This is a genomic window from Iningainema tapete BLCC-T55 (genome assembly GCF_014698965.1).
Taxonomy (GTDB): Bacteria; Cyanobacteriota; Cyanobacteriia; order Cyanobacteriales; family Nostocaceae; genus Iningainema; species Iningainema tapete.
Window position 1 is genome coordinate 74,509 of sequence record NZ_JACXAE010000050.1, and the last position, 25,122, is coordinate 99,630.

A 25,122-nucleotide genomic window follows, 5' to 3' on the forward strand; every position below is an offset into this window, starting at 1 on the left:
CAACTGGAGGCTCTGCCTCCTAGTTTTCGTTACCAGGCTCAGCCTGGTAACGAGGTGTAAATCAATCATCACCCATCAGCAGAACAATCTTACCCATCGTAGATCCAGTTTCAAGTAACTTGTGCGCCTCTTTTGCATCTTCTAAAGGAAAAGTTTGACTAACGTGAATTTTCAACTTGCCCGCATCCATCCATCTCGCACATTGTTCTAAAATTTCTGCGTGGTGTTGTTGTGCTTCCACCATTCCCAGTAACATCGGTGTGAGCATTAATTCTAAGCCAATGCGGAGATTGCGTTGTCGCGCTACTTTCCAAATTGTATTGGCGTCTGGTTCCAAAATCGTCACTACATCGCCATATACCCTTACTGCCGGAAAAGTTTTATGCAAAATCTCTCCGCCCACGGTATCAAAAGCCAAGTCTACACCTTCGCCATTCGTCCAGTTTAATACTTCTTGCACGAAGTCTGTTTGTTTGTAAAAAATTACGTGGTCAGCACCTAGTTGTTTGACAAAATTAGCTTTTTCTTGAGAACTTACCGTTGTACAGACTTCAGCACCTTTAAGTTTAGCTAATTGAATCGCTACATGCCCCACACCGCCAGCACCTGCATGAATTAATACTCGTTCTCCAGGTTCTAGTCGTCCCCTTTCATACAAAGCCTCCCAAGCAGTGATGAGTACTAAGGGTGCTGCTGCTGTATCGTTAAAGGATACTGAAGCACCTTTGCGGGAAACAAACCGCTCATCTACAGTCGTGTATTCAGCATAATTGCCTTGGTGTGCGCCTAAACCACCATTACAAAAGTATACTTCATCGCCTACGCGAAATTGCTGGACGCGATCGCCTACTGCCTCAACCACACCTGCACCATCACAACCCAGAATAGCAGGCATTTGTTCGGGGTAGAAAGTGCCGCGTTTACGTAGTTTGGTGTCAATTGGGTTAATACCGGCTGCTCTCAATTTTACCAGAAGTTCAGTTGGTTCGAGAGAATCAGGTTTTGGTACGTCCTGCACTTGCAAAACTTCGGGACTTCCGGCTGCTGTCATTAATACTGCTTTCATCATATACACATTATTATGCCAATAAATGATTATAAAGCTGCACTAAGACAGGTAGGAGAATTATTCTATAAAATTAATTAGAGTTAAATCATTTATATATATGTTGGATAACTGCCAATGAAACTATCATTTAAAGACATTCAATTTATCATCGAAGCAATTGATAATTTAATTAAGACATACGAAGAACGCCTTAATAGAGAAGATATAAATGAAGATGATACTTCTGCTCTAGGCAATGATTGTATGTTTTTAGAAGCACTTCGCAACGACTTAGCTAAAAGTTTGGAGAATAATTATTCAAAATAAAAAAATAGACAATTATTCTTGTGGAGGCAGGCATCCCTGCCTGCTTTTATATAGGGGCGGGCAAGGATGCCCACCCCACAAATTGGATAATTTATTTCTTGGTAATCCCTTATTCTTTTTCAGTCTCTGCAAACAAATCGTCAACACCCAAGACTCCACCTACTTCAGAACTCTTGAAAAGGGTTTGCCAGTCATCATAAGTTCTAACTACCCCTGTGCCTGCTCTAACTTGCTCCTGTGTCAAGTAATTTTGGGACTCCCCATTCCTCAAGCTGCTGTGAGTACGCCGTTGCATACGTGCGCGAAAACCCTCCAAGTCCCAAGTCTACAGTATTGTCATTCTCACGTCTAGTGACAACAGGGGAAAAGGTTATAATAGTGTACACTTAAATGTATACTTTTTATATGCCAAAGTACTTAACAATTACGGAAGCACGACGACAACTGCTAGATTTGCCGGATGAGTTGAAGGATGAGCCAGTAATTATTACTAAGCATGGCAAACCTGTGATGGCGGCGCTTAGCTTCGAGCAATGTCAACTACCTACACCAACCGATAGCGGCGGTATGGTGTAGGCTTGGAAGAAACAGCTTGCAACGTAAGAGATGACTAGCCCTTAAGCCATTACCTGGTACGCACTTCCGAATGTTTCTCCTAGTTCGGATTATCTGCAAGCTATCTGATTAATAGCGCCTGAAGAAGGGACATCTTGGTAGCGGTGGGCTAAGGGACTTATTACTTTTACTCGGAGGTTTATCACCATGCAACGAGTACCCGTATTATCACCAGACGGCAAGCCACTTATGCCAACAAAAAGCAGTCGTGCTAGACGTTGGCTCAAGGAGGGTAAAGCCAAAATTGCACATAACGACCTGAATGTTTTTTGCATTCAACTATTAGTAGAGCCATCGGGAACGGATATACAACCAATTGCTTTAGGCTTAGACCCTGGCAAGAAATTTACTGGCGCTGCGGTGCAATCCGCAAAGTTTACATTGTTTATGGCACACCTAATTCTGCCTTTTCCTGAAATTACTAAAAAAATGTCAGTCCGACGTATTTTACGTAGGGCTAGACGAGGTAGACGCATTAACCGTAAAGTACCATTCGAGCAAAGAGCGCACCATCAAAAGCGTTTCAACAACCGTAAACAGAACAAATTGCCACCAAGTATTCGCGCTAACAAAGAGTTGGAACTACGAGTAACTAAGGAATTAGTAAAGTTATTCCCCGTCTCACAAATTACTTATGAATATGTCAAAGCTAAGGGGGATAAAGGGTTTAGTCCTGTTATGGTGGGACAAAAAGTGATGATAGAATGGATTTCTTCACTTGCTCCAACCAATACCCAAGAAGGTTGGCAAACCTCAATCTTAAGGCAGCAATTAGGATTAGCTAAAGACAAGAAAAACAAAGAAAAACAAACCCCAGAGACTCATGCTCATGATGGGATTGCATTGGCAGCAAGTAATTTTATGCAGTTTGAGAAATTCCATACTGCCAACAGTCATGGACACCTTTGGGTAGGAGAAGTCACCATTACCAATTCCCTATTTTGTGTTATTTCTCGTCCTAACTTGTTTCGTCGTCAACTACATTTTGAGAATCCAGTAAAGGATGCAAAGTCTGCCGGACAGAAGTTTCGTGGGAGCGAGCTTTGCACTCCAAATAACAGAAAACGCAAAGGCGGAACGGTAACACCATTTGGTTTTCGTTCTGGTGACTTAGTTAAAGCAGAAAAAGCTGGAAAGACTTATATAGGTTGGATTGGTGGTTACACTCAAACTGAGAAAACCAATAAAGTCTCTGTGTACGATCACAACTGGCACAGGCTAGGACAATTTAGTCCGTCCAAAGTTAAGTTGCTCAAACGTAGTTCACGTCTATGTGTAGCCATCTTGTAGTTGTGAATCATGGGCGCTGTCCGAATTTGACGTATTTTGGAAAGGTCCATAGAATGAGACATCAGTGCATTTTCTTCTAATAATTTCCGCAAACTCTCTATATCAAGCCGAGCCGCAGCTTGGTATGATCGTTCTCGCACATCTTGTCGATCGCCATAGCGGATGGCATCAATTAACAATTGCCGCAGTTTCTCACCATTAATAGCTTCACCTAAAACATCAAAAACCTTACCGCCCAGAGCATCTCGTGCAGTTTCTAGTTTTTCCAGCAGTGTTTTGTAAACCTCTCCCTCTCGTGTATCGTCAGCTACCAAGTTCCAGAGATGACAAACCTCTGTTTGTCCAATCCGGTGAATACGACCAAAACGCTGTTCTAGGCGATTGGGATTCCAAGGCAAATCATAGTTAACCATCAAATGACATGATTGCTGTAGGTTAATACCCTCACTAGCAGCATCAGTAGCCACTAAAACTATCACATTGGGATGTTGATTAAACGCATTCTGTATTCGCTGACGCTCCTCTAATCGCATACTACCGTAAATCGTTACTATGGCTTGAGAACCGATCAGTTTACTCAACCCCCCCTGAGAATGAGGCAGACATCTTGTGAGCCTCATCACAGATGATTAAGTCCCAGTCAATTTGTTTCAAATCTTCTTGGAGTTTTTTATCCTGAGATGATTTGTTCCTTTTTAACTTGTCCACCCTAGCAATCACTAAAGGCATCTTGGTAAAAACATTGCCAGTGTTAGCTGATTGAATATGACTGCGACTTCCTGTGCCACTACTGTATAAATGACACTTACAGCATCTGAACCATATTTTTCTACATCTACTAATGTGACGATGCTGCTTGGCAGGATACCTTTAACTTTAACGCCGCGCTTCAAATCCTCAAGTCGAGCCATGATTGAGATGCTTTCCCTTTGGGTAGTAAATAGTGCTATTGTCAATCAAATATCTTTTAAATACCTATTTACCACCGTAATAGTACGTAAAAAGAGTGAGGGCAAATTCCAGATTGCTATCAAAAATAAGCGTTAACAGCAAGCTTTGGGCGATCGCAATTGTGTTGTGAGCGATCGCTTTTGCTCGGGTTATCTTTACAACTCTATATTGTGCTAAAGCAAAAGTTGATATTTTTCTTGAGCTAAGCGGTAAAGGGGACGCCAAACCAGACGATTGGTAGTCACTACTAGCAAAGACATTACCCCTGTTGCTGCTAGAAGTAACGATAAATTACCTTTAGCTGTAGCTTGAGAAATTGTCGCTCCTAATCCATCTGTAGCAATCACTTGCCCTTGAAAGGTGACGTACTCGCTGACGATGCTAGCATTCCAAGCTCCACCTACAGCAGTGATAATGCCTGTAATTAGGTAGGGGAAAATTGCTGGTAAAATTAAAGTCTGCCACCTTTGCCAACGTGATAATTTATAAACCCAAGCGGCTTCGAGTAAGTCTGAGGGAATTGACTGCGCCCCAGCTATGACATTAAATAGTAGATACCACATTGTCCCCAGCATCATCAAAGCAACGGAACCAATTTCTAAGCCACCAGCGATGCGGGTTAAAGCTAGTAATAGTATGGGAAACAAGGCTGTAGCGGGTACGGAAGCGGCAATTTGTACTATGGGTTGTAATACTTGCGCTAAGCGGGGATTACGACCGATCGCCACTCCTACTGGTACTGTCCATAATAAAGATAATACCAAAGCAATCGTTACTCGCAAAGCTGTGAACACAGCCCCAAATAATACTGTTTGCCAATCAGCCCAATTTAAAACTCGTAGCAGCAAGACTGCTTCCCAAGTTCCCCACAAAACAATAAAAGCAAAGCCACTGACAAACACCCAATTAAATAAACTTGGCAGGTGAATGTTTCTTTGGGCGTTGACTGGTAAGGTGCGCACGGGAAACGCCCGAATTAATCCGTAGTCGAGGGCATTTTGGATGGGCTTGAATGCGCGATCGCTTATGATACGTAAAGTTGGGGATCGCCTTAATATATCCAACACTGATGATTGTGGTGTATTTTGCGCATCAACCATCTGAAACTTAAATTTTTCTGCCCAAGCGATCAGTGGTCGCCACACCAAATAATCAATAATTATAATTACCCCTATCAGTACCACCAAGCCCCAAAAAATTGCATGATAATCTCCTCGACTAGCTGCTGCTCCTAAAAAAGATCCCAACCCTGGTAAGCGAAAATCTTTACCCTCCAAAGTAAACGACTCAATCGCAATTAAAAAAAACCAACCCCCAGCTACTGACATCACACTATTCCATACCAAACCAATCACACCTGCGGGTAATTCCAAAGTCCAAAACCTTTGCCATAAATTCAGCCGATACACTCTTGCTGCTTCCAGCAATTCTGCGGGAATGCTACCCAAAGACTGGTAGAAACTAAATGTCATGTTCCATGTCATACCAGTAAATATCAGTAAAATTGCGGCTATTTCTATGCCAATACGTTGTCCGGGAAATAAAGCAATCAGCGCCAGCACAACACCAGGTAAAAACGATAACACTGGAATTGATTGTAGGATATCTAATAGAGGAATCAAAATGAGGGCGGCAATGCGCGATCGGTAAGCCGTGTAGGCATAAACTAAAGTAAACCCCAAAGATAAAAAATACGCCAAACCTATACGTACCAAAGTTTGAGCCGTATACCCAGGTAAAGCACTTAGTTCAGTAGAAATGACAAAATTAGGGTCAAAATTGCCACGGAAAGTAGCTGCTGTTCTGACAATTGCCACAATCAAGCTGATGATAGCAAGAATCAACAATCCATCTTGCCAAGTCCAATTTACACGACCAATAGTTTGATTTGCTGGAGTAAGAGGGCGAGTCATAATAATTATTTTTCTAACTAACAGCTACGGGTTCACTGGTAACAGGTTGTTCTAGGAAAATTTGTCCTGCTGGTTCGTCGTAGCTGTATATTTCGGCATAACGTCCCCAATCAATGGCGGTTTTTAATTGTCGTTGGGCTTCTTCAGGACTAAAGTGATGTTCGAGAATATCTAAAACTAATTCTTCAGGAACACGTTGATTGCGTTTTGCTTGTAGGAGGCGATAAATTTGTTGGACTATGCGAAGACGTTCGAGTAGTTGTGTGCGCATAATTTGTTTACGCTGATCGATTCCTCCTGCGATAAACTCTTGTCCAAGTGGAGTGAGGCTGATGTCACCTTCAGCAACCTCTACAAAATTCATTAATTTCGCTGCTTCAACAATAGGTAAAATGTCATCTACCTCAAGTTGTAATTCTTGCCCTAAACGATATAAATCTGTCTTGGGACGATCTTCCAATAGTTCGACAAGCCCAGCCATTGAGCCGATGCGGACTTGTGGTAAAGCTTGATATTTTGGTTCTGGTGCTGGTTGTTGGGTAGAAACTGTGGGTGGTGCTTCAATTTGCTCTAGGTCAGGATTGGTGATAATTTTGTAAACTTGATCTACTATGGCTTGGAAACTGGGGTGCTTGCGATCGCGATAATGAGGTAAAGTCACAGCGAAGTCAGAACGTATTCTCCCTGGGTTGCGCCCCAAAACAATAATTCTATCTGCCAGAATTACCGCCTCCTCAATCCCGTGGGTAACTATTAATACAGCTTGCGTAGGTATACGCCTGTCTAACCACAAATCCAACAACTCAAAGCGCAAGTTTTCTGCCGTCAGCACATCCAAAGCAGAAAAAGGCTCATCCATACATAATAATTCTGGTTCCACCGCTAAAGCTCTAGCAAATCCCACCCGTTGACGCATTCCACCAGAAAGTTCTTTAGGATAAGCATTTTCAAACCCGTCCAAACCGATAATATCAATCATCCGTGTCGCTTTTTGTCGGCGGGAATCTGAGGGTTCTCCCTTCGCCTTTAAACCTAGTTCCACATTCTCCAGTACAGTCAACCAAGGATAAAGGGCAAAACTTTGGAAAACGATCGCTACTCCAGGATTAAGTCCTACCATCGGTTGGTTATGATAAAGAATTTGACCTTCAGTTGGTGGAATTAATCCAGCAATCATCCTCATTAAGGTAGATTTTCCCGAACCCGAAGGACCTAGCAAAGCCACTATTTCCCCTGAACGTAATTCCAGGTTAATATTTTCTATGATGACGATTTGCTGACCATTGGGCTGCCGATAAGATTTACTGACACCTTGTAGGGCAATAAGGTGTTCAGTTGCTGTTTTGAGCGCCACGGCTAGTCCCTCTATACTGATAAATACACTCCTATGCAGATGTTATCTTATCAGGGAAAGGGTATTTGGGTATAGAGGATTTGCATAGCTGCCTTTTTTCCTAAACCATCTGCCTTCTGCTGTGTGCTCTTTGCCTTTCTTCCGTCAAGTAATCGCTCACATAGTTAAAACATTTCCTTAACTCAATAGCTGCTTGAGGCGACACTCGCTCTTGTGATTCCCAATCGCTGACTTGTTTCGTAATTAAATCAAATGCTTGCAAATATATTTCTACTGGTGGATGTTGGTGGGTAACTACTTGTTGATACAATAATTTCGGCTCTATACCATTTTCTAAGCAATGTCCCAGCAACTTTAAATATTGACGGATGTTACGGTTAAATTCTTCTGTGTGGGTATCATAGGGATTCAATAAGCTCACAGATAACATCTGCGCTAATTCTGCCCGATGAGCCAATAACCACTTTCCGGCTTCTAAGGATGCTATTCTTTGTAATTCTAGTTGTGGAAGTGATGAAGTTAAACTCTCTAATTGTCTGAGCGTTTGTTGCAGTCTTGATTGAATCTCTGTAGCGCTATGCTCATGTATACCCTGTTGTTTATCTTCTAGTTCGCGCTGCAAAACTTCAACTGTAGGTTTGAGGATTTGACTGATATTAACTGTCTTTTGAATGTCTTCCTCTTGGTTGGGCAGATTAGATTTGATATTTTCTATTTGAGTTTTTGTTTCCTCTTTAAATTGCTCAAGCTGTTGTTGCAATTGTCCAATCATTAACTCCAAACGTTTTTCAACTTTCAGTATATCTTTATACATATACTGTTCAAGTTGGTAGACTTTTTCTTGCAGTGGTTTGGTGTTTTTTCTATATAACCAAGGACCGATGATAAATTCAACAAGTTCTTGCAAAATTCTGTTAATCCTTGGCAACACCCTGATTTTATCGGCTTTCTGCGCCATTAATTTCTTCCCCAAAAATTACTACTTATCTAGCGGTGACATTACAACTGACTTGTCAAAATTTTTTACTTGCCTTTATGGAAAGATGATTATAAGCTAAGTTATATTTAGAGTGTATAATTAAGAATACAGCATTATTTGACTTTTTTTTATCAAATAAATAATAATTTTTGGTCAGTTTTATGAAGCAAGACTAACTGAGAAGATGCTCAAGAACGTTGCACCCTCTGGCGGTAAGTAAATGATGAGTTAAGTGGGAAAACCGTACTTAAGAGGAGCGTTATTTCTACAAGATGAATCTTTGGTAAGGTAGATAAAATCAAATTATAAATCTATTTATCACAGAATCAAAAGGTAAAAAGGCAAGAGTTAGAAGAAAAACACTCATTAGGTAAGGAGAGTTATCTATGACATACGATGCAGGTAATGGCGAAAACTTGGTAGTCGTTCAAGTCAGCCCACAAACTAATGAAGTAGTGGAAAGGGAAATGGCTGGCGAAACTGATGAGGTGAAGCAAGAAACCAAGGCGCTGATTGAAGCAATTAGAAGACGCGCCCAATCGGAGGCAGAATCGGCAGGTACGTTGACTTTGGAAACTTATTTAAATGCGGTACGTCGAGCACGGGAAGCGATTGAAGGCGATAAAATAATAGAGCGCGATCGCTTGGAACGTTCATGGTTAAATATCCAAGAGGAAGCAGAGCGCAACTGGTATCTACTAGTTAAAGAAGTATCACAATTAGGCGATCGCTTTCAAGATGCAGCTAAAGCGGCTTGGGATGCATTCACCGCTCCTCGTCCCAATTCTTAATTTTTGTTGAAATCTAGAGACGTTCCGGCGGAACGTCTCTACGGGCGGGTTTGGATTTATTGTTTTCTTAAAACGGAATTACTATATTAACAGTTGATGCTAGATAATGGGAGAGATTTAAGAGCAGTCTCTAGCATCAACTAGAATTAGTACCTATGCGAACTTACTATTGCGGCGAACTCCGAAAAGAACACATTGGAGAAACTGTCACATTATATGGATGGGTAGACCGTCGCCGTGACCACGGAGGCGTGATATTTTTAGATTTACGCGATCGCTCTGGCATTGTTCAAGTTGTCAGCGATCCCCAGCGTACTCCAGATTCCTACACCCAAGCAAACACTCTGCGGAATGAATACGTTGTGGAAATCATTGGCAGGGTAACGCAGCGCCCGGAAGAATCTCTCAATGCTCGCATCCCTAGCGGGTTTGTGGAAATTTACGCCGATAAAATTGAAATACTCAACGCTGTTAATAAACAGCTACCGTTTCAGGTATCTACTTTTGATCATGAGACAGTCAGAGAAGACTTGCGGTTGAAGTATCGTTATTTGGATTTACGACGCGATCGCATGGCACGTAATTTACAATTACGTCATCAAGTTGTTAAAGCTATCCGCCGCTACTTGGAAGATGTGGAAGGGTTCATGGAAATTGAAACTCCTGTTCTTACTCGTTCGACTCCTGAAGGAGCGCGGGATTACATTCTTCCCAGTCGCGTTAACCCTAGTGAGTGGTTTGCCCTACCACAATCACCTCAGATATTTAAACAGTTGTTGATGGTGTCAGGTTTTGACAGGTACTATCAAATCGCTCGTTGCTTCCGCGATGAAGATTTACGTGCTGACAGACAACCGGAGTTTACTCAGTTGGACATGGAAATGAGCTTCATGTCTCAAGAGGAAATTTTTGCACTGAGTGAACGGTTAGTTTATCACATTTTTAAAACAGTTAAGGGAATTGAGTTAAACCTTCCTTTTCCTCGTCTCACCTACGAGTACGCGATGGAGCGTTATGGGAGTGATAAACCAGATACGCGATTTGGTTTGGAGCTAGTTAATGTTTCAGATGTTGTGAAAGACTGTGGTTTTAAAGTCTTTCGAGAAGCGATTGCTAGTGGTGGGATCGTCAAAATTCTCCCGATCCCCAATGGTAATGATCTCATTTCTAATGTGAGAATTAAACCCGGTGGTGACTTGTTTAAAGAGGCAAGCGAAGGTGGCGCTAAGGGTTTAGCTTATATCAGAGTTAGAGATGATGGTGAAATTGATACCATTGGGGCGATTAAAGATAACTTGAGTGAAGCACAAAAACAGGAGATTCTCAGCCGTACAGGTGCAAAACCCGGTCATTTGTTGTTATTTGGAGCAGCGGATGCAACAACTGTCAATAAGACTTTAGATAGATTGAGGCAGGCGATCGGCAAAGAATTGGGGTTAATTGATGCAGAGAAAGTTAACTTGCTGTGGATTACAGAATTCCCCATGTTTGAGTGGAATGCTACTGAACATCGGTTAGATGCACTCCATCACCCATTTACTGCTCCCCACCCAGATGACATTAATGACCTCAAAACTGCCAGAGCGCAAGCTTATGATTTAGTTTACAACGGGTTTGAGATTGTTAGTGGTAGCCTACGGATTTATCAACCAGAATTACAACGACAAGTGTTTGAGACAATTGGCATCTCTGTTGAGGAAGCTTATAAGAAGTTTGGATTTCTGCTGGAGGCGTTTGAGTACGGTGTTCCTCCCCACGGTGGGCTAGCTTACGGTTTAGATCGATTGGTGATGTTGTTGGCTGGGGAAGAGTCAATTAGAGATGTGATTGCTTTTCCCAAGACACAGCAAGCCCGTTGCTTGTTAACAGATGCACCTTCCAAGGTAGATGACAAGCAGCTCAAAGAGCTACACGTTGCATCTACATATAAGCCAAAGTTGTAGAGACGCAAAATTTCGCGTTTCATGTGTAACACACTCACGGTAGGGGCAGAACAATGTTATGTCCCTACTAAAATTAAATCGTTTTTTAAAATCAATTTTTTAATCTTTTGACAGTTGCCAAAATTGAATTCTTTGACTGCTGTCAACTACCATTAGATTTATTTTTTTACTTTATAAATATTGTTACACGTGTAATTAATTATAAAGCTTATAGTACAGGGATCAAAGCCTTTTTTTTAAAGATAGTATCAAGACAACAGATTTGTTTAAAGTAAATATGAAGACAAAATCTGAGTAGTATTAAGTTATTAATTTGTTACGGATTTAAAGTAATATAATATACACCATTTAATGAAATGGTATATATTATATTACTTTGTTTTTTTATACATGTATGCTTAAATTCTTAACAGGTAATTGTTTTATTAAATTACGTACTTGAAAAATAAGTATATTTGTTTATACATATAAATTATGTATTTATCAAGCACTTATAATGTTATTTTACCAAATTAGATTGCTTATCTACTTATGATTACATAGATAATAAGAAGGTATTACCCAGAAATATAAGCGTAAGTGAAGTAAAGATAACTATATAATTACACAAACAAATACATACAAATTTAAGAATCTATGATAAGCTTTTCGGTATATCCTACAAAAAGAGGATAAGTTTCAGGGAGGGAAAGTATTTCTGTTAGTTTTCATAAAAACTACAAGTAGAGAGCTTAGTTATGACCACAAACGTGAAAGAGATACAAAATCAAGCTAAAGAAGTATTGTTGTTCATGATAGAGATTGTGTTCCTACATAAGTGTAAAGTTCCCAAGAAAAACAACTAATGCTTGATATTGTCGCTAATATAGTTTTGTGGAGTTAACTGACAGCTTTTGCTGTGATTCCAATTTTAAAAATCACATCACAACCAATCATTTGACCAAAACTGAATATTTGATTATATTGGAATATTGTTGATACATGATGGAGTTGGGCTTCGATGGTCTATTTGATCTCAGTCCCTCCAAGGTAACCTTCTGTTGACGGTATTTATTACCAAAAAAAGAAGGTCGAATTGCAGAGAAGGTGTATCTAAAATTAGGAGTTAGGAGTAAGGAGTCAGAAGTCAGAAGTCACCGAATCAGGAGAAATAAGGTTTAAGCTAATCGTCATTCATTTTTCAAAAGTAACTTGTTCGTAGTAAGGGCTAAAGCCTTTTCTTTATGCAACTTAAATGCTCATTAGCTTAGTACTCTTTCCTACCTTCACAATCATCAGGATTTTCAGATAACTTTAAGTGGTGTCAATCCTAAAACCTTCATTAACAATAGTAGGGTGGGCATTGTCCACGAACATTAAACAAGTAATTACTTTAATTAAATAGTTTTTTAGGAATTAGGCTAAGCTTTGTGCTTGGCTCTAATTCCCAATCGCGAAATATTTATTTTGGGTGGCACATTTACCAATGAGGAAAATAGAATTGCAAAAAAGGTGCGATCGCAATCGAAAGCGTTCAAAGCGTCGGGCTATTTACTGTCCAATTCATGGATGCTATCTCCATAGTGTGAGTCAAAAGTATCCATTGTTTGCCAATCACGCAGGGCAACTCCAACAACGAGGAATGAGCCGTCAGAATGCCTTGATTTTAGTAGCAGCAAAAACAGCAGTGCCGATAGAAGGTGAATGGTTAGAAGCTTTTTGGTGTGATGAGTGCGACGAAACGAAGTGGTATCACGTAAAGAAGTATGATACGACTTATAAAGTGTCATTAGCAGCACCAGAACTTTGGCAACAGGCGATTGGGGTAATTGATCCCGACGGTAATCCAACTGTGGGCGAGTTTACTCGTAGACATGCAAGGATGGTGAGTTATAACGGTAGCAAAGATTTTCGGTTTCATGGTTAAGCCAGTTGAGTTGTAATTTAAAGTACAAATACGATCAATATCTGCCATAATGGATAATTTCACAAACGCGGAAGAAATAGATCTTCAAAAATACTTACTTGTTTTACAACGACGCTGGATGCCCGCAGTCGGGGTTTTTGGAGTGGTTTTAGCCTGTGGATTTTTGTATACATTAACTTTAAAGCCCACATACAAGGCAGAAGGAAGTTTGTTGATCAAGTCAAATCATACTTCCGCTTTAACAGGTTTAGGTGAATCTATAGGAAAGATTGAGCCTTTAACTCTGACAAACAATCCGTTAGATACTCAAGCAAAAATAGTGACATCTATTCCTGTAATTCAGGAAACGATCGCAGCGCTTAATCTCAGAGATAAACAAGGTAAACTCCTCGACACCGAAGCATTAATCAGCAAACTTAAGGTTACAAGTACCAAAGGAACTGAAGTTTTGGAAGTTTCTTACACTGACAACAATCCTAAATTAGCAGCAAAAGTTGTCAATAAAGTGATGTCCGCTTATATCAAAAATAATATAGAGGCGAATCGGGCAGAGGCAGTTGCAGCACGTACATTTGTCATGCAACAACTACCTAGAACAGAGTTATCTGTTAAAGAAGCAGAGTTAGCCTTGCGTAAATTTAAAGAAGACAATAACGTAATTGCTCTACAAGAAGAAGCAAATATAGCAGTCAATGAGATTTCAAGACTAGAGCAGCAAGTTTCTCAAGCTCAAACACAATTAAGCGATGCTAATGCGCGATCGCAAAAACTACAAAATCAAGCTGCTGTAAATTCGCAACAAGCTGTAACGTTTGCCTCTTTGAGTCAGATACCTGGAGTTCAGCAAATACTCACTCAACTTCAAGAAGCACAAAGCCAGCTTGCAGTTGCACGCACCATTTTTCAACCACAGCACCCTACTGTTCTGAATTTGGAAGAAAAAGTTACTGCTCTCAACAGCTTGTTACAACAGCGGATAGAGCAGGTAGCTGGGAAGAATCAGCAGATACCTCAAGGAAATTTACAAATTGGGCAACTGCGACAAAAGCTCATAGAAGACTATGCTTTGTCGGAGGCTCAACGAGTCGGTTTAGAACAACAAATCTCTACACTATCTAGTAAGTTATCTGCCTATAGGATACGCGCAAATGTTTTACCTAAGCTAGAACAAACCCAGCGGGAGCTAGAGCGAAAGCTCAAAGCATCTCAAACTACTTATGAATCTCTGTTGACGAAACTGCAAGAAATTCAGGTAGCGGAAAATCAAAATATCGGCAATGCTCGTGTCGTCTCCCCTGCTTTAGTGCCAAATAGTCCAGAAGCTTCTCGAAAGATGTTGGTTTTTGCAGGTGCAGGAGTTCTTGGTATTATACTTGGTATAATTGCTGCTTTCTCTTTAGATTTGACCGATCGCTCGGTTAAAACTGTTAAGGAAGCTAGAGAGTTGTTTGGATACACTTTACTTGGTGTTATTCCTTCTATCGGTAGAAGTAGTAAAAAAAGTTTCGATTTAAGAGGGGTAGATGCATCAGTTCCCAAGGTAATTGGCAGGGATATTCCTCAATTTCCCGTGGGTGATGTATACCAAATGCTACAAGCTAACTTAAAGTTTTTAAGTTCAGATACGGAAATAAAGGCGATCGCTGTGACAAGTTCAGTATCTAAAGAGGGGAAATCTGAAGTTTCGGCAAATTTAGCTGTAGCAATGGCTCAAGTAGGGCGAAAAGTACTGTTAGTAGATGCAGATATGCGTCATCCCATCCAACATCATATCTGGGAAAAAACAAATGCGATCGGTCTAAGTAATGTGTTGATTGATGTGCTTTTACTCGATCAAGCAATACATGAGGTGATGCCCAACCTACACGTTTTGACATCTGGAGTTGTACCTCCTAATCCGGTTGCACTACTGGATTCTAAACGTATGGCTGCATTAGTAGATGCCTTTGCACAGGAGTATGATTTCGTCATCTTTGATACACCTCAACTATCAGGTACGGCAGATGCTGCGGTTTTGGGCAATATGGTTGATGGGATGTTATTGGTGGTTCGTCCTGGTGTAGTTGATGTTGCTAGCGCTAATGCGACTAAAGAATTCCTGCGTCAGTCAGGTCAAAATGTTTTAGGCATGGTAGTTAATGGAGTGAATACTAAAAATGAACCAGATAGCTACTTCTACTACACCAAAGAACAGGCTGAGCCAGATTCTGTGTCTCTAAATTCTTTACTTACTAGACCAGTTTCTTCTAGACGTAGAAACAATAGCAATGTCTCCTAATAGTCATTAGCTATACTTTGTAAGTTTTAGGTAACACATCATGGATATTTCCTCGTCTACTCTTTCATACTAATGCTCAACAAACTCACTGCCACAGGGAAGAAACTTAGCCCCGACCTGCGTAAAATTATCAGTAATCTAGGTTGGTTGCTAGCTGACAAGATTCTACAGATGGGCTTAGGACTATTTGTGGGAATCTGGGTAGCACGATATTTAGGACCTGAGCAGTTTGGTATCTTCAACTACGCAATTTCTCTTGTAGGAATGTTCAGTCCTTTAGTTAGCATGGGGCTGAGTTCAATTGTAGTTCGTGACATAGCTAACGATCCATCACAGAGGGATGAAACTCTTGGAACTACTTTCACGCTCCACCTACTTGGTGGAGTATTAACGCTGTTGCTCTCAGTTACATCGATTTCACTGCTAGAACCTAATAATAATTTGACTCGTTGGCTAGTAGGAATCTTTGCAGCAGGAACATTATTCCAAGCCTTTGATACTATTGACTTTTGGTTTCAATCACAAGTTCAGTCTAGGTACGTTGTATTTTCTAGGCAAGCAGCATATATATTGATGTGCGCTGTGAGGGTTGGATTGATTCAGCTACATGCTCCACTCCTAGCTTTTGCTTGGGCGAGGCTAGTTGAACTAGCTTTAAGTGGAGTAGGAATGGTAATTATTTATAGAGCGCGGGGCAATCGCCTAACCTCATGGAAGCTCAACCTTCAACGAGCAAAAGATTTACTTCGAGAAAGTTTCCCTTTAATTTTGTCAGGATTTGCAATTTATGCTTACTCTAAAATTGATCAAATTATGCTTGGTTCTTTACTGGAGAATAAGTCTCAATTGGGATTTTACTCGGTGGCGGTAAAACTAGCGGAAATATTTGACTTCTTACCAATAATAGTTGCCTCCTCTATTCTTCCTAAGCTAGCAAAGCTCAAAGAAAAAGGTGAGGATTATATGCGGAAGATGCAAATATATTTCGATGTGATGCTTTGGCTATGGTTAATAGTTGCATTACCAGTTTCTTTACTCTCTTCTTTTATAGTCACTAGATTATATGGTGAATATTACGCTCCGGCAGGACTTATATTGTCAATATATGTATGGGGACAATTTTCTTCTAATCTAGGTGTAGCCAGAAATTCTTTCTTAACAGTAGAAAATAAGTTATATTACTCTCTATACTTTAGTGTTGCTGGTGCATTCATAAACATATTTTTAAATAGTTTTCTCATCCCAAAGTATGAAGCATATGGAGCAACAATAGCAACGCTAATAACTTATTTTTCTGTCACCGTAATCCCTAACTTTTTGATTAGTGATTTAAGACCTGTTGGGACTTTTATAATACGTTCTCTTAATCTATATCGTGCCACTTTAAGAGTTTTTGAATTATTCCGATGATTGAAGTCAAACCTTTTATTCAGCATCACTCAAACTGTCCACACTGTGGTGCAGATCTAAAGCCGTTCAATCTAATATGGCAAGGTATGCACATTTGTGTTGAATCTAAGTGCATTCAATGCAATGCCAAAATTATTGAAGATCTGAAGGTTGGTCATGCTACATTATGGAACTACCAAGTTGATTTAGAAAAAAATTTGCTCTTTGGTCCTGAAGGAAATGCAAGAGTATGGTTGGGGGACACGCTTATTCAATCTCTTCGGAATCCCCTGCATGAACAGTTAAAAATAAACAAAGAAATATTGAAACAATGTAAGCGTGTTATCATATTAAATTGCCTTGATTTTCTTTATGGACATTGTTTGTTAAAATTACTTAATGCTCAAGTTTACCTAAGCCCAGTTTCTAATTATGGGCTAATTGTTATAGTGCCAACATTTTTGAGATGGATGGTTCCAGATGGAGTAGCAGAGGTTTGGACAGTCAATATACCTTTAAAACAGGGACAGTCTTATTACTTAAAATTTCATGAATTTGTTTCAACCGAAGTGCATCGTTTTGATGAAGTTTATGTTAGTAAAGCTTACTCACATCCAAGGGATTTTGATATTTCTAAATTCACTAAAGTATCCAAGCATGATTTTGATTCAGAAATATTGAGAATTACCTTTATTTGGCGAGAGGATCGTCTCTGGTTTAACTCTCTTTTCTTTCAGATATTAAGGAAGCTTGGGATGCTGCAAGTAGCCTTGTTATTCCAAAACTGGAAGATAAGGAGGCTATTCAAAAAAATGCAATTTATGCTGCCATCAGCTAAATTCACAGTTGCAGGACTAGGTAAAAAAACTAAATTTCCTGATTGGATTGAAGATACAAGAGTAGATCGGTTTGATGAAGAAACAGAGGGGCAAGCTTGTAAACTCTACAGTGATAGTCGCCTAGTTATTGGAATACATGGTTCAAATATGTTACTGCCCTCTAGTCATGCTGGTATGACAATTGACATCATGCCAAAAGACAGATGGAGTAATTTTGCTCAAGATATCCTGTATCAGGAGAAAGATTCAAGACTTGCTGCTTTCAAATATCAGTATCTACCCATAGAAATTAGTGTTAATCTATTGGCAAATATAGCCTCATCTATGATTATTAAGTATCCAGAATTTATAATGACCATGACAGCAGCAGAAAAACAGCTATGAAAATACCTTTTGCTTTTATCATCTTTAAACGAACATATATAACTGAAAGGGTGTTTTAAGCAATTTGCTAGGCAAAACCACTAAAACTTTTTGTAGCAGATGGACTACAAACCGAGAGTCCTGATGAGGTAGAAAAGTGTGAAGCTGCTTGGGCAATTATTGAGCGAGTTGATTGGGATTGCTGTGTTTTTTCCTAAAAGTCGATAATATATCAATACACTTATGAAAACTTCAATTGCTTTTATAATTTTCAATAGACCACAGACAACTGAAAAGGTGTTTGAAGCGATTCGCCAAGCAAAACCACCAAAGCTTTTTGTAATTGCAGACGGACCGCGTGCTGATCGTCCAGATGAGGCATCTAAGTGTGAAGATACTCGTGCAATTATTGAGCGAGTTGATTGGGATTGCGAAGTAATAAAAAATTACGCTGATACTAATCTGGGCTGCAAGCAACGGGTATCAAGTGGAATAGATTGGGTTTTCAATAATGTTGAAGAAGCGATCATTCTTGAAGATGATTGCTTGCCACATCCTACTTTCTTCACATTTTCTGAAGAACTACTAGAAAAGTACCGATATGATGAACGCATTATGATGATCACCGGTTTCAATATACTGGGTCAATGGAAGTCAGATATTCAAAGTTATCATTTTGCTTATTATGGCTCAATTTGGGGATGGGCTTCTTGGAGAAGGGCATGGCGTTATTACGATGTTAATATGGAACTTTGGTCGAAGCCCGAAACTAGAGAGAGACTCAGGGATATAATTTGTGAAAGTAAGCAATATTTAAACCGTGAGAAAGATTTTGAACATGTTTACTATGGCAGAATTGATACCTGGGATTATCAATGGGATCTTGCTCGTTTCTTGCAATCTGGTTTATCAGTTGTTCCAGCGCATAATTTGATTTATAATATTGGTTTCAATCAAGCAGCAACAAGAACTACAGAGGATGTAAAAGGTTTTTCTAAAATACCTTTATTTCCCATGTCATTTCCCTTAATAGAGCCATATGCTATGACTACAGATCGAGATTATAGTTATTATTTTTATAAAAAAGCATATACCTGTAGCTTAAAACAAAGAATTATTGGGAAAATAAAACGCTTATTTTATAAGAAGACTAATATTTAATAATCATATTCCGGGTCTATCAATTGAGGCTTTATCTTGAGCACTCAATCGATTGAGAAAATAGAGAAGGATTGTGAAGAATAGTTTATGCGAGGGGGAGACATGAAGGTTTTACACCTCAGCACTTTTGACATTAAAGGAGGTGCTGCCCGGGCTGCCTATCGACTACATCAGGGATTACAGGATATTGGTGTAAATTCACAGATGTTAGTGTTAGAAAAATCCAGCGATGACAAGAGCGTAATCGAACCTAGAACTAGGCTCTCTCAGGGCATAGCTCGCTCAAAAATTACATTTGATGCTTTGCCTTTAAAACTTTATCGTCAGCGGCAAAATACACTGTTGTCTCTTCAGTGGCTACCAGATAGAAGTGCACAGAAAATTGCTCAACTGCATCCCGATATCATTAATCTTCACTGGATTAGTTGTGGCTTCATGCAGATAGAAACACTTGCTAAACTTAATCGACCTTTGGTTTTTACACTTCATGATATGTGGGCATTCACCGGAGGTTGCCACTATAGTGGGGACTGCGATCGCTACACAATTTCTTGTGGTGCTTGTCCTCAGCTTGGCAGCAGTAAAGACAAAGATTTATCTCGTTGGGTATGGCAGCGTAAAGCTAAAGCTTGGAGAAATTTGAATCTAACAATTGTTTCACCTAGCTGTTGGTTAGCCAAGTGTGCCAGTTCCAGTTCCCTATTCCGGAATTTGCGAATTGAAGTAATTCCTCATGGGCTTGATACTCAAATGTATAGACCAATTGCTCAGCACCAAGCAAGAGAACTGCTTAAATTACCGCAAGATAAACAACTCATTCTATTTGGAGCGATACAGGCAACTCGTAACCAAAATAAAGGATTTAATCTATTGCAACCAACTCTACAAGAATTAAGCAAATGCGGCTGGAAAGATAAGTTGGAGATAGTTATTTTCGGTGCAGAACAACCTGAAAATCCGCCTGATTTAGCCTTGAGGACACATTACCTGGGACACCTCCATGATGACTTATCCTTAACAGTTGTTTACTCAGCGGCTGATGTGATGATAGTGCCATCTATTCAAGAAGCTTTTGGACAGACTGCTGCTGAGTCCCTAGCTTGTGGCACTCCGGTTGTTGGGTTTAATGCTACTGGGTTAAAAGATATTGTTAATCATCAACAAAATGGCTACTTAGCTAAACCTTATGAAGTTGAGGATTTAACAAAAGGAATTGCTTGGGTACTAGAAAACCCGGACAGACATCAAAAGCTATCTCACTGCGCTCGTAAAAAAGCAGAACAAGAATTTCGCATGGAAATTCAAGCACGTCGTTACTTAACTCTTTGTCAGGAGATTGCGATTGAAAGTAGTTGATAAAAACCAGGTGTCTTAACAATAAAATATCTAAAGAACCGGGTGAATTTTTACTTATTCATTTTTTTGTTTAACTTACTAAATAATTACAATTTTTTCCGAAAATGAGCGAATATTTGAGGTGATAAATTGAAGAATAAATCAGTTAATAAATTACTGAAAAATTTAGAAGTTTTTAGTGTTATCTTATTGCTTTTATTAGCCGAATTTATCAATATCCCAATTCCACCAGGTATTATCAACACAATTACTTATGGAACTGTAATTCTTCTAATTATTGGGCGGTTAAAACGGTTTGCTTATGTTGCAACGAGAGATGTATCTTTACTGCTCTTAGTTGGGGTTGCTGTTGCTTCAGTTTTATGGTCTGCCAGTCTATCTAATACTGTGGCTCAGATCAGAGCAGTAGTACGTTCAATTTTATTTGGCGTATATTTGGCGATGCAATACACGCCTAGTAATCAGATACGCTTGTTATCTTGGATAACTGGTATCGTAACTATTCTTAGTTTTACTCTTGGTTTAGCTCTACCATCTTATGCCATATCTAGTGATGTGAATCTCATTTCTGCTTGGCAAGGTATTTTTCTCCACAAGCAGACTTTAGGGCGCTATATGAGCTTTGCAGCTTCTATTTTTCTCATTACTGCTTTTGACAAAAAAAGTAACCGTTGGTTTGCTCTGGCTGTGCTTTGTTTAGTATTTATTCTTATTCTGCTTTCTCAAAGTAAAACAGGATTAGTAGCTTTCATACTCTTACTTTTGCAAATGCCTTTATACACAATTGCAAAGCAAAAGAGAATGCGAGCCTTACATATGGTTTTTGTGTTGTTACTACTTACCACTGTAGCTATCATATTTTCGCTTAATCTAGAAACTATAGTAGTTGACTTTCTTGGCAAAAATCTTGAATTTAATGGACGCACTCCAGTCTGGGAACTAGCTATCGAGAAGGGAATGGAACGTCCTTTTCTCGGGTATGGATATAACGGATTTTGGACTTCTGAAGCATCTGATTTCATCATTATGAATACTTGGTACGGTCTGTCTGAAGCGGTTGCAAATCGTACTCTAATTTTTCACGCTCATAACTCTTTTATAGACATATTTTTACAACTTGGCTTAATAGGATTAATCTTAGTTACATGGAATTTAATAGCAGTTATAATTAGAGTAGTTAAACTCATTTTAATAACTAGGAAAATAGAGTACTTTTGGATGTTTCAATTTATAGCAGTTTTTTTAGTTTATGGAATGGTAGAGGGTGGGGCAATATTAACTACGAACAGTATATTGTGGATAACATACATATCAATAGTCTTTTCATCAGCTATTGATTACAGTAAAATTAAAACTAAATTTGCCAGTAACTGGCACTAATAAGGAAGCACAAATGCACACATGGACGCAAAGTTATTGTGATAGCGTTTCTAGCAAATCCTTACGTCATATTAAGCTCTGAGCAGGCAAGATAATTTGCTTTTCCAAATCAATTGAGATGTATGACCTGGTGATTGGCTTGTTTATCAACCGTTATGAATTTAGACAGGCGATTTAATTGATACTGATCCACAGGTCTGAGGTACTACCTGTATTAGGTTCTGATTGAGAGTTTATAGTTCACATCTTTACAGTTCAACTTGATAGCCATGAAAAAACTCAACTATTACTTGAGTAAAGCCATAAAAAAGATTCCTGTACTAGGAAGTTACCAGATAGTTCCAAGAGCAGAAAAATTTAATGCTGAAACATTTTACAACAAAACAAGCTCTATTCCGCTTCTTAATACCTATAATTTGACAAAAATTCATTACGCTTGCGGAGAAAATTTTATAGCCGATTGGTTGAATGTAGATTTTACTATTAAACAAGGCATTATACCAAAGCAGGAAAGAAGTAAATATGTATGTTCTGAAGTGAATCTAATTGTAAAACATCCTTTTCCTGATAATTGTTTTTCATTTGGTTTTGCAGAAGATTTCTTGGAGCATCTCCAGCAAGCAGACTCTATAGTTTTTCTAAGTGAATGTTTTCGTACTTTAATAGCAGATGGTGTCCTGAGATTATCTTTTCCTGGTTTGGAAGGTGTACTTAACAAGCATTACAAGGTATACGATTATAGGAATACAATACAGGCAAAACAGGAAGCTTACACGATGTGGGAACATTTACATTTCTACTCTAGGGAGGAATTGAGATTAGTAGCAGAACAAATTGGATACCGGGCAATTAATTTTGTGGATTATGGTGTATCTAATTATCCAGAACTTAATGGTTTGGACACTCGTAAAGAACAAATTGGTTTAAATACATACGTTGAGCTAGTGAAATAAGAGGTGACAACTTTCAAAGACAGATGGCTAATAAAGTTTTGAAATCTATAATTTCCAAACTTTCATTAACGCTGATGAAGGCTAGTAGTTCAATAACTAACAGTACTCAGTAATCCATTATGCAAACCTTGCATTTAGCTGTAATCATGACCTGTCATAATCGGCGGGCAAAGACTTTAACCTGCTTAGAGGCGTTATACAAGCAAGAATTACCATCAGATGTTGAGAGTCAGGTCTACTTGGTGGACGACGGGAGCACTGATGGTACAAAAGAAGCAGTAAGAGCTTGCTACCCAGCAGTTAAAGTACTACTGGGAAATGGAAATTTATTTTGGAATGGAGGGATGCGACTTGCCTTTGCCTCTGCTATCAAGTCCGACTATGATTACTACCTTTGGCTAAATGACGACACACTACTTTACCCCAACGCTCTAAATACTTTGCTGAAAACATCTCGTCTGTTGATCGACCAAGGGTATGAACGAGCGATTGTCATAGGTTCTACCCAAGATCCAGAAACTGGAGTATTTACTTACGGAGGCATGGTCAGAAAGAGTCGGTGGCACCCACTCCAGTTTGCTCCACTAGAGCCAAGTGAAGAAGCAAAACCTTGCTTAACGATGAATGGCAACTGTGTCCTGATTCCTCGATCAGTGGTTAAAGCAGTAAGCAACCTTGACGAAGCTTTTACCCACAGTATAGGAGATATAGATTATGGACTACGATCTCAGCAACAAGGTTGTTCGGTTTGGGTGGCACCTGGGTATGCAGGAACCTGTAAACATAATGTAATGGGAGTCCGGGCTTGGGCTGAGCCAAATATAACTTTGCGTGAGCGATGGAATCAGGTGAATCAACCCAAAGGCTTGCCAATAAAAGAGTGGAAAATGTTTGCTTATCGGTATGCAGGTTTGCTCTGGCCAATCTATTGGCTTTTACCGTACACAAGGTTGTTCTGGAAAGCAACATTCAAAAAGATCAACAGCCAACAGGCGTGAGCATGTTTTTGACAACAAGTATTAGATGGCTGAGTATTTAGCTCTCTTGTAAGAAGAACTTAAATGGATAATAAGAGTAATATCCGGGTCGCTTGGCTGTTCCCAAGCATGAGATTAGGAAGTTATTGGCATCCCGTTTTGTCCAAATTTACTCAAAATTTCAAGAATACGATTGTCTACACTGGTGAATGGCCTGGATTTACTACAGGATATGAAGAGACTTTTACTGTTGAAGTAGTTGGAAAAACGAAACGTATACAAACAAGTCAATCACCTTTAGGTTACAATCCTGGTTTTGACCTTGTGTCTCCAGAAATTATTAGTCACCTATTTAAATTTAAACCCCAAGTTATCTTCGCAAATGCTTTTTCCCTCTGGAGTCTCTTGGCAGTGTTGTTTAAATCTTTTGGTGGTTGGCAAATTGTTATTGCTTATGAAGGCAGTACACCAACAGTTGATGCTTGTAACTCAACACTTCGCATCTTCTTACGACGTATAATTACTCGCTTTGCCGATGCCTTCATTACTAATAATCAAAGAGGAAAGCTTTATCTTACTAATATTTTAAAAGCAAAAGAAAACTTGGTTTTTGTTAGACCATTTGAAGTACCGGATGTAAAAGCGATGTCAGCACGACTGGGAGATTTTGAAATAATCAGACTAAAGTCCCAGCATCCGATTTTTCTTTTTATAGGTCAAGTCATACCTAGAAAAGGTATTCATCTACTCTTAGAGGCATGTGTACTCCTTAAAAAACAGAACTTTTACGATTACACTCTCATAATTATAGGTGATGGAGAACAACGAAATGATCTGGAGTTATTCACTCAACAGCATGGTTTACAGACATGTGTCAAATGGTTGGGATGGTTAGACTATAGTGTTTTGAGTGCTTACTTTCAAATGGCGGACGTTTTTGTTTTTCCAACTTTGGAAGATACCTGGGGTATGGTGGTGCTGGAAGCGATGGCTTTCGGTAAGCCTATTCTCTGCTCTAAATGGGCAGGAGCATGTGAAATGGTTGTTGAGGGAGAAAATGGTTATGTCTTTGATCCTCATAACCCTGAGCATTTAGCGAAGCTGATGAAGTACTTCATCGAGAATCCAAGTTTAGGAACTTCCATGGGTTATCAATCAAAACAACTTATATCTCAACATACACCAGAGGCAGCTGCAACCTTTCTAAGTGAGGTCGTAGATGTTGTATTAGGTTGCCCAAAGGAATTACTTAATCAAGTATAGAGACTTCACCCAACACGTCTTTACACTAACCACTTTGAACTAATTC

The 25,122-nt window shown here is 39.4% G+C and carries 22 protein-coding genes; 15 read left to right on the forward strand and 7 right to left on the reverse strand.

The annotated features are described in order from the left end of the window. Positions 1-61 precede the first annotated feature (61 nt). Entirely contained in the window at positions 62-1,066 is a 1,005-nt protein-coding gene (locus ICL16_RS14495) for a zinc-dependent alcohol dehydrogenase family protein (RefSeq protein WP_190828915.1), read from the reverse strand. A 117-nt stretch (positions 1,067-1,183) separates the two neighbouring features. Here ICL16_RS14495 and ICL16_RS14500 point away from each other — a divergent pair, with 117 nt between their 5' ends. After that, positions 1,184-1,375, forward strand: coding sequence for a hypothetical protein (locus ICL16_RS14500; protein WP_190828775.1), 192 nt, complete (start codon positions 1,184-1,186; stop codon positions 1,373-1,375). 109 nt (positions 1,376-1,484) lie between these two features. Here ICL16_RS14500 and ICL16_RS14505 read toward each other — a convergent pair whose 3' ends face one another. Next, positions 1,485-1,670, reverse strand: a complete 186-nt coding sequence (locus ICL16_RS14505) for a hypothetical protein (protein ID WP_190828777.1) — start codon at positions 1,668-1,670, stop codon at positions 1,485-1,487. A gap of 110 nt (positions 1,671-1,780) precedes the next feature. Between ICL16_RS14505 and ICL16_RS14510 the strand changes: the two genes are divergently transcribed. After that, positions 1,781-1,951 carry a type II toxin-antitoxin system Phd/YefM family antitoxin gene (locus ICL16_RS14510; RefSeq protein WP_190828779.1) on the forward strand — a complete coding sequence of 57 codons (171 nt, stop codon included), beginning with the start codon at positions 1,781-1,783 and terminating at the stop codon, positions 1,949-1,951. 186 nt (positions 1,952-2,137) lie between these two features. Next, positions 2,138-3,280, forward strand: a complete 1,143-nt coding sequence (locus tag ICL16_RS14515; protein WP_190828781.1) for an RRXRR domain-containing protein — start codon at positions 2,138-2,140, stop codon at positions 3,278-3,280. On the opposite strand, the gene ICL16_RS14520 is transcribed toward ICL16_RS14515, so the two are convergent. From ICL16_RS14520 to ICL16_RS14540, 5 genes are all read right to left on the reverse strand, one after another. Then, positions 3,193-3,900 carry a helicase-related protein gene (locus ICL16_RS14520; RefSeq protein ID WP_190828784.1) on the reverse strand — a complete coding sequence of 236 codons (708 nt, stop codon included), beginning with the start codon at positions 3,898-3,900 and terminating at the stop codon, positions 3,193-3,195. The genes ICL16_RS14515 and ICL16_RS14520 overlap by 88 nt on opposite strands. Positions 3,901-3,999: 99 nt before the next feature. Continuing rightward, entirely contained in the window at positions 4,000-4,191 is a 192-nt protein-coding gene (locus ICL16_RS44855; RefSeq protein WP_202895555.1) for a hypothetical protein, read from the reverse strand. A gap of 213 nt (positions 4,192-4,404) precedes the next feature. Beyond that, positions 4,405-6,144, reverse strand: coding sequence for an ABC transporter permease (locus ICL16_RS14530; RefSeq protein WP_190828786.1), 1,740 nt, complete (start codon positions 6,142-6,144; stop codon positions 4,405-4,407). 13 nt (positions 6,145-6,157) lie between these two features. Further along, complete coding sequence (locus ICL16_RS14535; protein ID WP_190828788.1) at positions 6,158-7,498, reverse strand: AAA-associated domain-containing protein; 1,341 nt, start codon at positions 7,496-7,498, stop codon at positions 6,158-6,160. A 100-nt stretch (positions 7,499-7,598) separates the two neighbouring features. Further along, positions 7,599-8,456, reverse strand: coding sequence for a hypothetical protein (locus ICL16_RS14540; RefSeq protein ID WP_190828790.1), 858 nt, complete (start codon positions 8,454-8,456; stop codon positions 7,599-7,601). 407 nt (positions 8,457-8,863) lie between these two features. On the opposite strand from ICL16_RS14540, the gene ICL16_RS14545 reads away from it, so the two are divergent. From ICL16_RS14545 to ICL16_RS14600, 12 genes are all read left to right on the forward strand, one after another. Then, the gene (locus ICL16_RS14545; protein ID WP_190828792.1) at positions 8,864-9,268 is read left to right on the forward strand and encodes a hypothetical protein; all 405 of its coding nucleotides are present in this window, start codon (positions 8,864-8,866) and stop codon (positions 9,266-9,268) included. A 155-nt stretch (positions 9,269-9,423) separates the two neighbouring features. After that, positions 9,424-11,211, forward strand: coding sequence for an aspartate--tRNA ligase (gene aspS / locus ICL16_RS14550; RefSeq protein ID WP_190828794.1), 1,788 nt, complete (start codon positions 9,424-9,426; stop codon positions 11,209-11,211). 1,480 nt (positions 11,212-12,691) lie between these two features. Continuing rightward, the gene (locus tag ICL16_RS14555) at positions 12,692-13,117 is read left to right on the forward strand and encodes a hypothetical protein (protein WP_190828920.1); all 426 of its coding nucleotides are present in this window, start codon (positions 12,692-12,694) and stop codon (positions 13,115-13,117) included. A gap of 49 nt (positions 13,118-13,166) precedes the next feature. Continuing rightward, positions 13,167-15,395: a GumC family protein gene (locus tag ICL16_RS14560; RefSeq protein ID WP_190828796.1), complete on the forward strand. Its 2,229-nt coding sequence runs from the start codon at positions 13,167-13,169 to the stop codon at positions 15,393-15,395. Between the two features lie 72 nt (positions 15,396-15,467). Continuing rightward, on the forward strand, positions 15,468-16,805 hold the full coding sequence (locus ICL16_RS14565) for a flippase (RefSeq protein ID WP_190828798.1): 1,338 nt from the start codon (positions 15,468-15,470) through the stop codon (positions 16,803-16,805). Further along, complete coding sequence (locus ICL16_RS14570; protein ID WP_190828800.1) at positions 16,802-18,007, forward strand: hypothetical protein; 1,206 nt, start codon at positions 16,802-16,804, stop codon at positions 18,005-18,007. Before ICL16_RS14565 ends, ICL16_RS14570 begins: the two co-directional genes overlap by 4 nt. A gap of 222 nt (positions 18,008-18,229) precedes the next feature. After that, the gene (locus tag ICL16_RS14575) at positions 18,230-19,147 is read left to right on the forward strand and encodes a glycosyltransferase family 2 protein (RefSeq protein ID WP_190828802.1); all 918 of its coding nucleotides are present in this window, start codon (positions 18,230-18,232) and stop codon (positions 19,145-19,147) included. 102 nt (positions 19,148-19,249) lie between these two features. After that, the gene (locus tag ICL16_RS14580; protein ID WP_190828804.1) at positions 19,250-20,503 is read left to right on the forward strand and encodes a glycosyltransferase family 4 protein; all 1,254 of its coding nucleotides are present in this window, start codon (positions 19,250-19,252) and stop codon (positions 20,501-20,503) included. A gap of 129 nt (positions 20,504-20,632) precedes the next feature. Continuing rightward, positions 20,633-21,883: an O-antigen ligase family protein gene (locus ICL16_RS14585; RefSeq protein ID WP_190828806.1), complete on the forward strand. Its 1,251-nt coding sequence runs from the start codon at positions 20,633-20,635 to the stop codon at positions 21,881-21,883. A 269-nt stretch (positions 21,884-22,152) separates the two neighbouring features. After that, the gene (locus ICL16_RS14590) at positions 22,153-22,836 is read left to right on the forward strand and encodes a methyltransferase domain-containing protein (RefSeq protein WP_190828808.1); all 684 of its coding nucleotides are present in this window, start codon (positions 22,153-22,155) and stop codon (positions 22,834-22,836) included. A gap of 119 nt (positions 22,837-22,955) precedes the next feature. Beyond that, complete coding sequence (locus ICL16_RS14595) at positions 22,956-23,834, forward strand: glycosyltransferase family 2 protein (protein WP_190828810.1); 879 nt, start codon at positions 22,956-22,958, stop codon at positions 23,832-23,834. 63 nt (positions 23,835-23,897) lie between these two features. Next, positions 23,898-25,076: a glycosyltransferase gene (locus ICL16_RS14600; RefSeq protein ID WP_190828812.1), complete on the forward strand. Its 1,179-nt coding sequence runs from the start codon at positions 23,898-23,900 to the stop codon at positions 25,074-25,076. Positions 25,077-25,122: the final 46 nt, after the last annotated feature.

What these genes read in the sequence shown, in the direction of transcription:
- ICL16_RS14495 (WP_190828915.1), bottom strand. Translation starts at nt 1,066, where the DNA reads ATGAAAGCAGTATTAATGACAGCAGCCGGAAGTCCCGAAGTTTTGCAA.
- ICL16_RS14500 (WP_190828775.1), top strand. Translation starts at nt 1,184, where the DNA reads ATGAAACTATCATTTAAAGACATTCAATTTATCATCGAAGCAATTGAT.
- ICL16_RS14505 (WP_190828777.1), bottom strand. Translation starts at nt 1,670, where the DNA reads ATGCAACGGCGTACTCACAGCAGCTTGAGGAATGGGGAGTCCCAAAAT.
- ICL16_RS14510 (WP_190828779.1), top strand. Translation starts at nt 1,781, where the DNA reads ATGCCAAAGTACTTAACAATTACGGAAGCACGACGACAACTGCTAGAT.
- ICL16_RS14515 (WP_190828781.1), top strand. Translation starts at nt 2,138, where the DNA reads ATGCAACGAGTACCCGTATTATCACCAGACGGCAAGCCACTTATGCCA.
- ICL16_RS14520 (WP_190828784.1), bottom strand. Translation starts at nt 3,900, where the DNA reads ATGAGGCTCACAAGATGTCTGCCTCATTCTCAGGGGGGGTTGAGTAAA.
- ICL16_RS44855 (WP_202895555.1), bottom strand. Translation starts at nt 4,191, where the DNA reads ATGGCTCGACTTGAGGATTTGAAGCGCGGCGTTAAAGTTAAAGGTATC.
- ICL16_RS14530 (WP_190828786.1), bottom strand. Translation starts at nt 6,144, where the DNA reads ATGACTCGCCCTCTTACTCCAGCAAATCAAACTATTGGTCGTGTAAAT.
- ICL16_RS14540 (WP_190828790.1), bottom strand. Translation starts at nt 8,456, where the DNA reads ATGGCGCAGAAAGCCGATAAAATCAGGGTGTTGCCAAGGATTAACAGA.
- ICL16_RS14545 (WP_190828792.1), top strand. Translation starts at nt 8,864, where the DNA reads ATGACATACGATGCAGGTAATGGCGAAAACTTGGTAGTCGTTCAAGTC.
- aspS (WP_190828794.1), top strand. Translation starts at nt 9,424, where the DNA reads ATGCGAACTTACTATTGCGGCGAACTCCGAAAAGAACACATTGGAGAA.
- ICL16_RS14560 (WP_190828796.1), top strand. Translation starts at nt 13,167, where the DNA reads ATGGATAATTTCACAAACGCGGAAGAAATAGATCTTCAAAAATACTTA.
- ICL16_RS14565 (WP_190828798.1), top strand. Translation starts at nt 15,468, where the DNA reads ATGCTCAACAAACTCACTGCCACAGGGAAGAAACTTAGCCCCGACCTG.
- ICL16_RS14570 (WP_190828800.1), top strand. Translation starts at nt 16,802, where the DNA reads ATGATTGAAGTCAAACCTTTTATTCAGCATCACTCAAACTGTCCACAC.
- ICL16_RS14575 (WP_190828802.1), top strand. Translation starts at nt 18,230, where the DNA reads ATGAAAACTTCAATTGCTTTTATAATTTTCAATAGACCACAGACAACT.
- ICL16_RS14580 (WP_190828804.1), top strand. Translation starts at nt 19,250, where the DNA reads ATGAAGGTTTTACACCTCAGCACTTTTGACATTAAAGGAGGTGCTGCC.
- ICL16_RS14590 (WP_190828808.1), top strand. Translation starts at nt 22,153, where the DNA reads ATGAAAAAACTCAACTATTACTTGAGTAAAGCCATAAAAAAGATTCCT.
- ICL16_RS14595 (WP_190828810.1), top strand. Translation starts at nt 22,956, where the DNA reads ATGCAAACCTTGCATTTAGCTGTAATCATGACCTGTCATAATCGGCGG.
- ICL16_RS14600 (WP_190828812.1), top strand. Translation starts at nt 23,898, where the DNA reads ATGGATAATAAGAGTAATATCCGGGTCGCTTGGCTGTTCCCAAGCATG.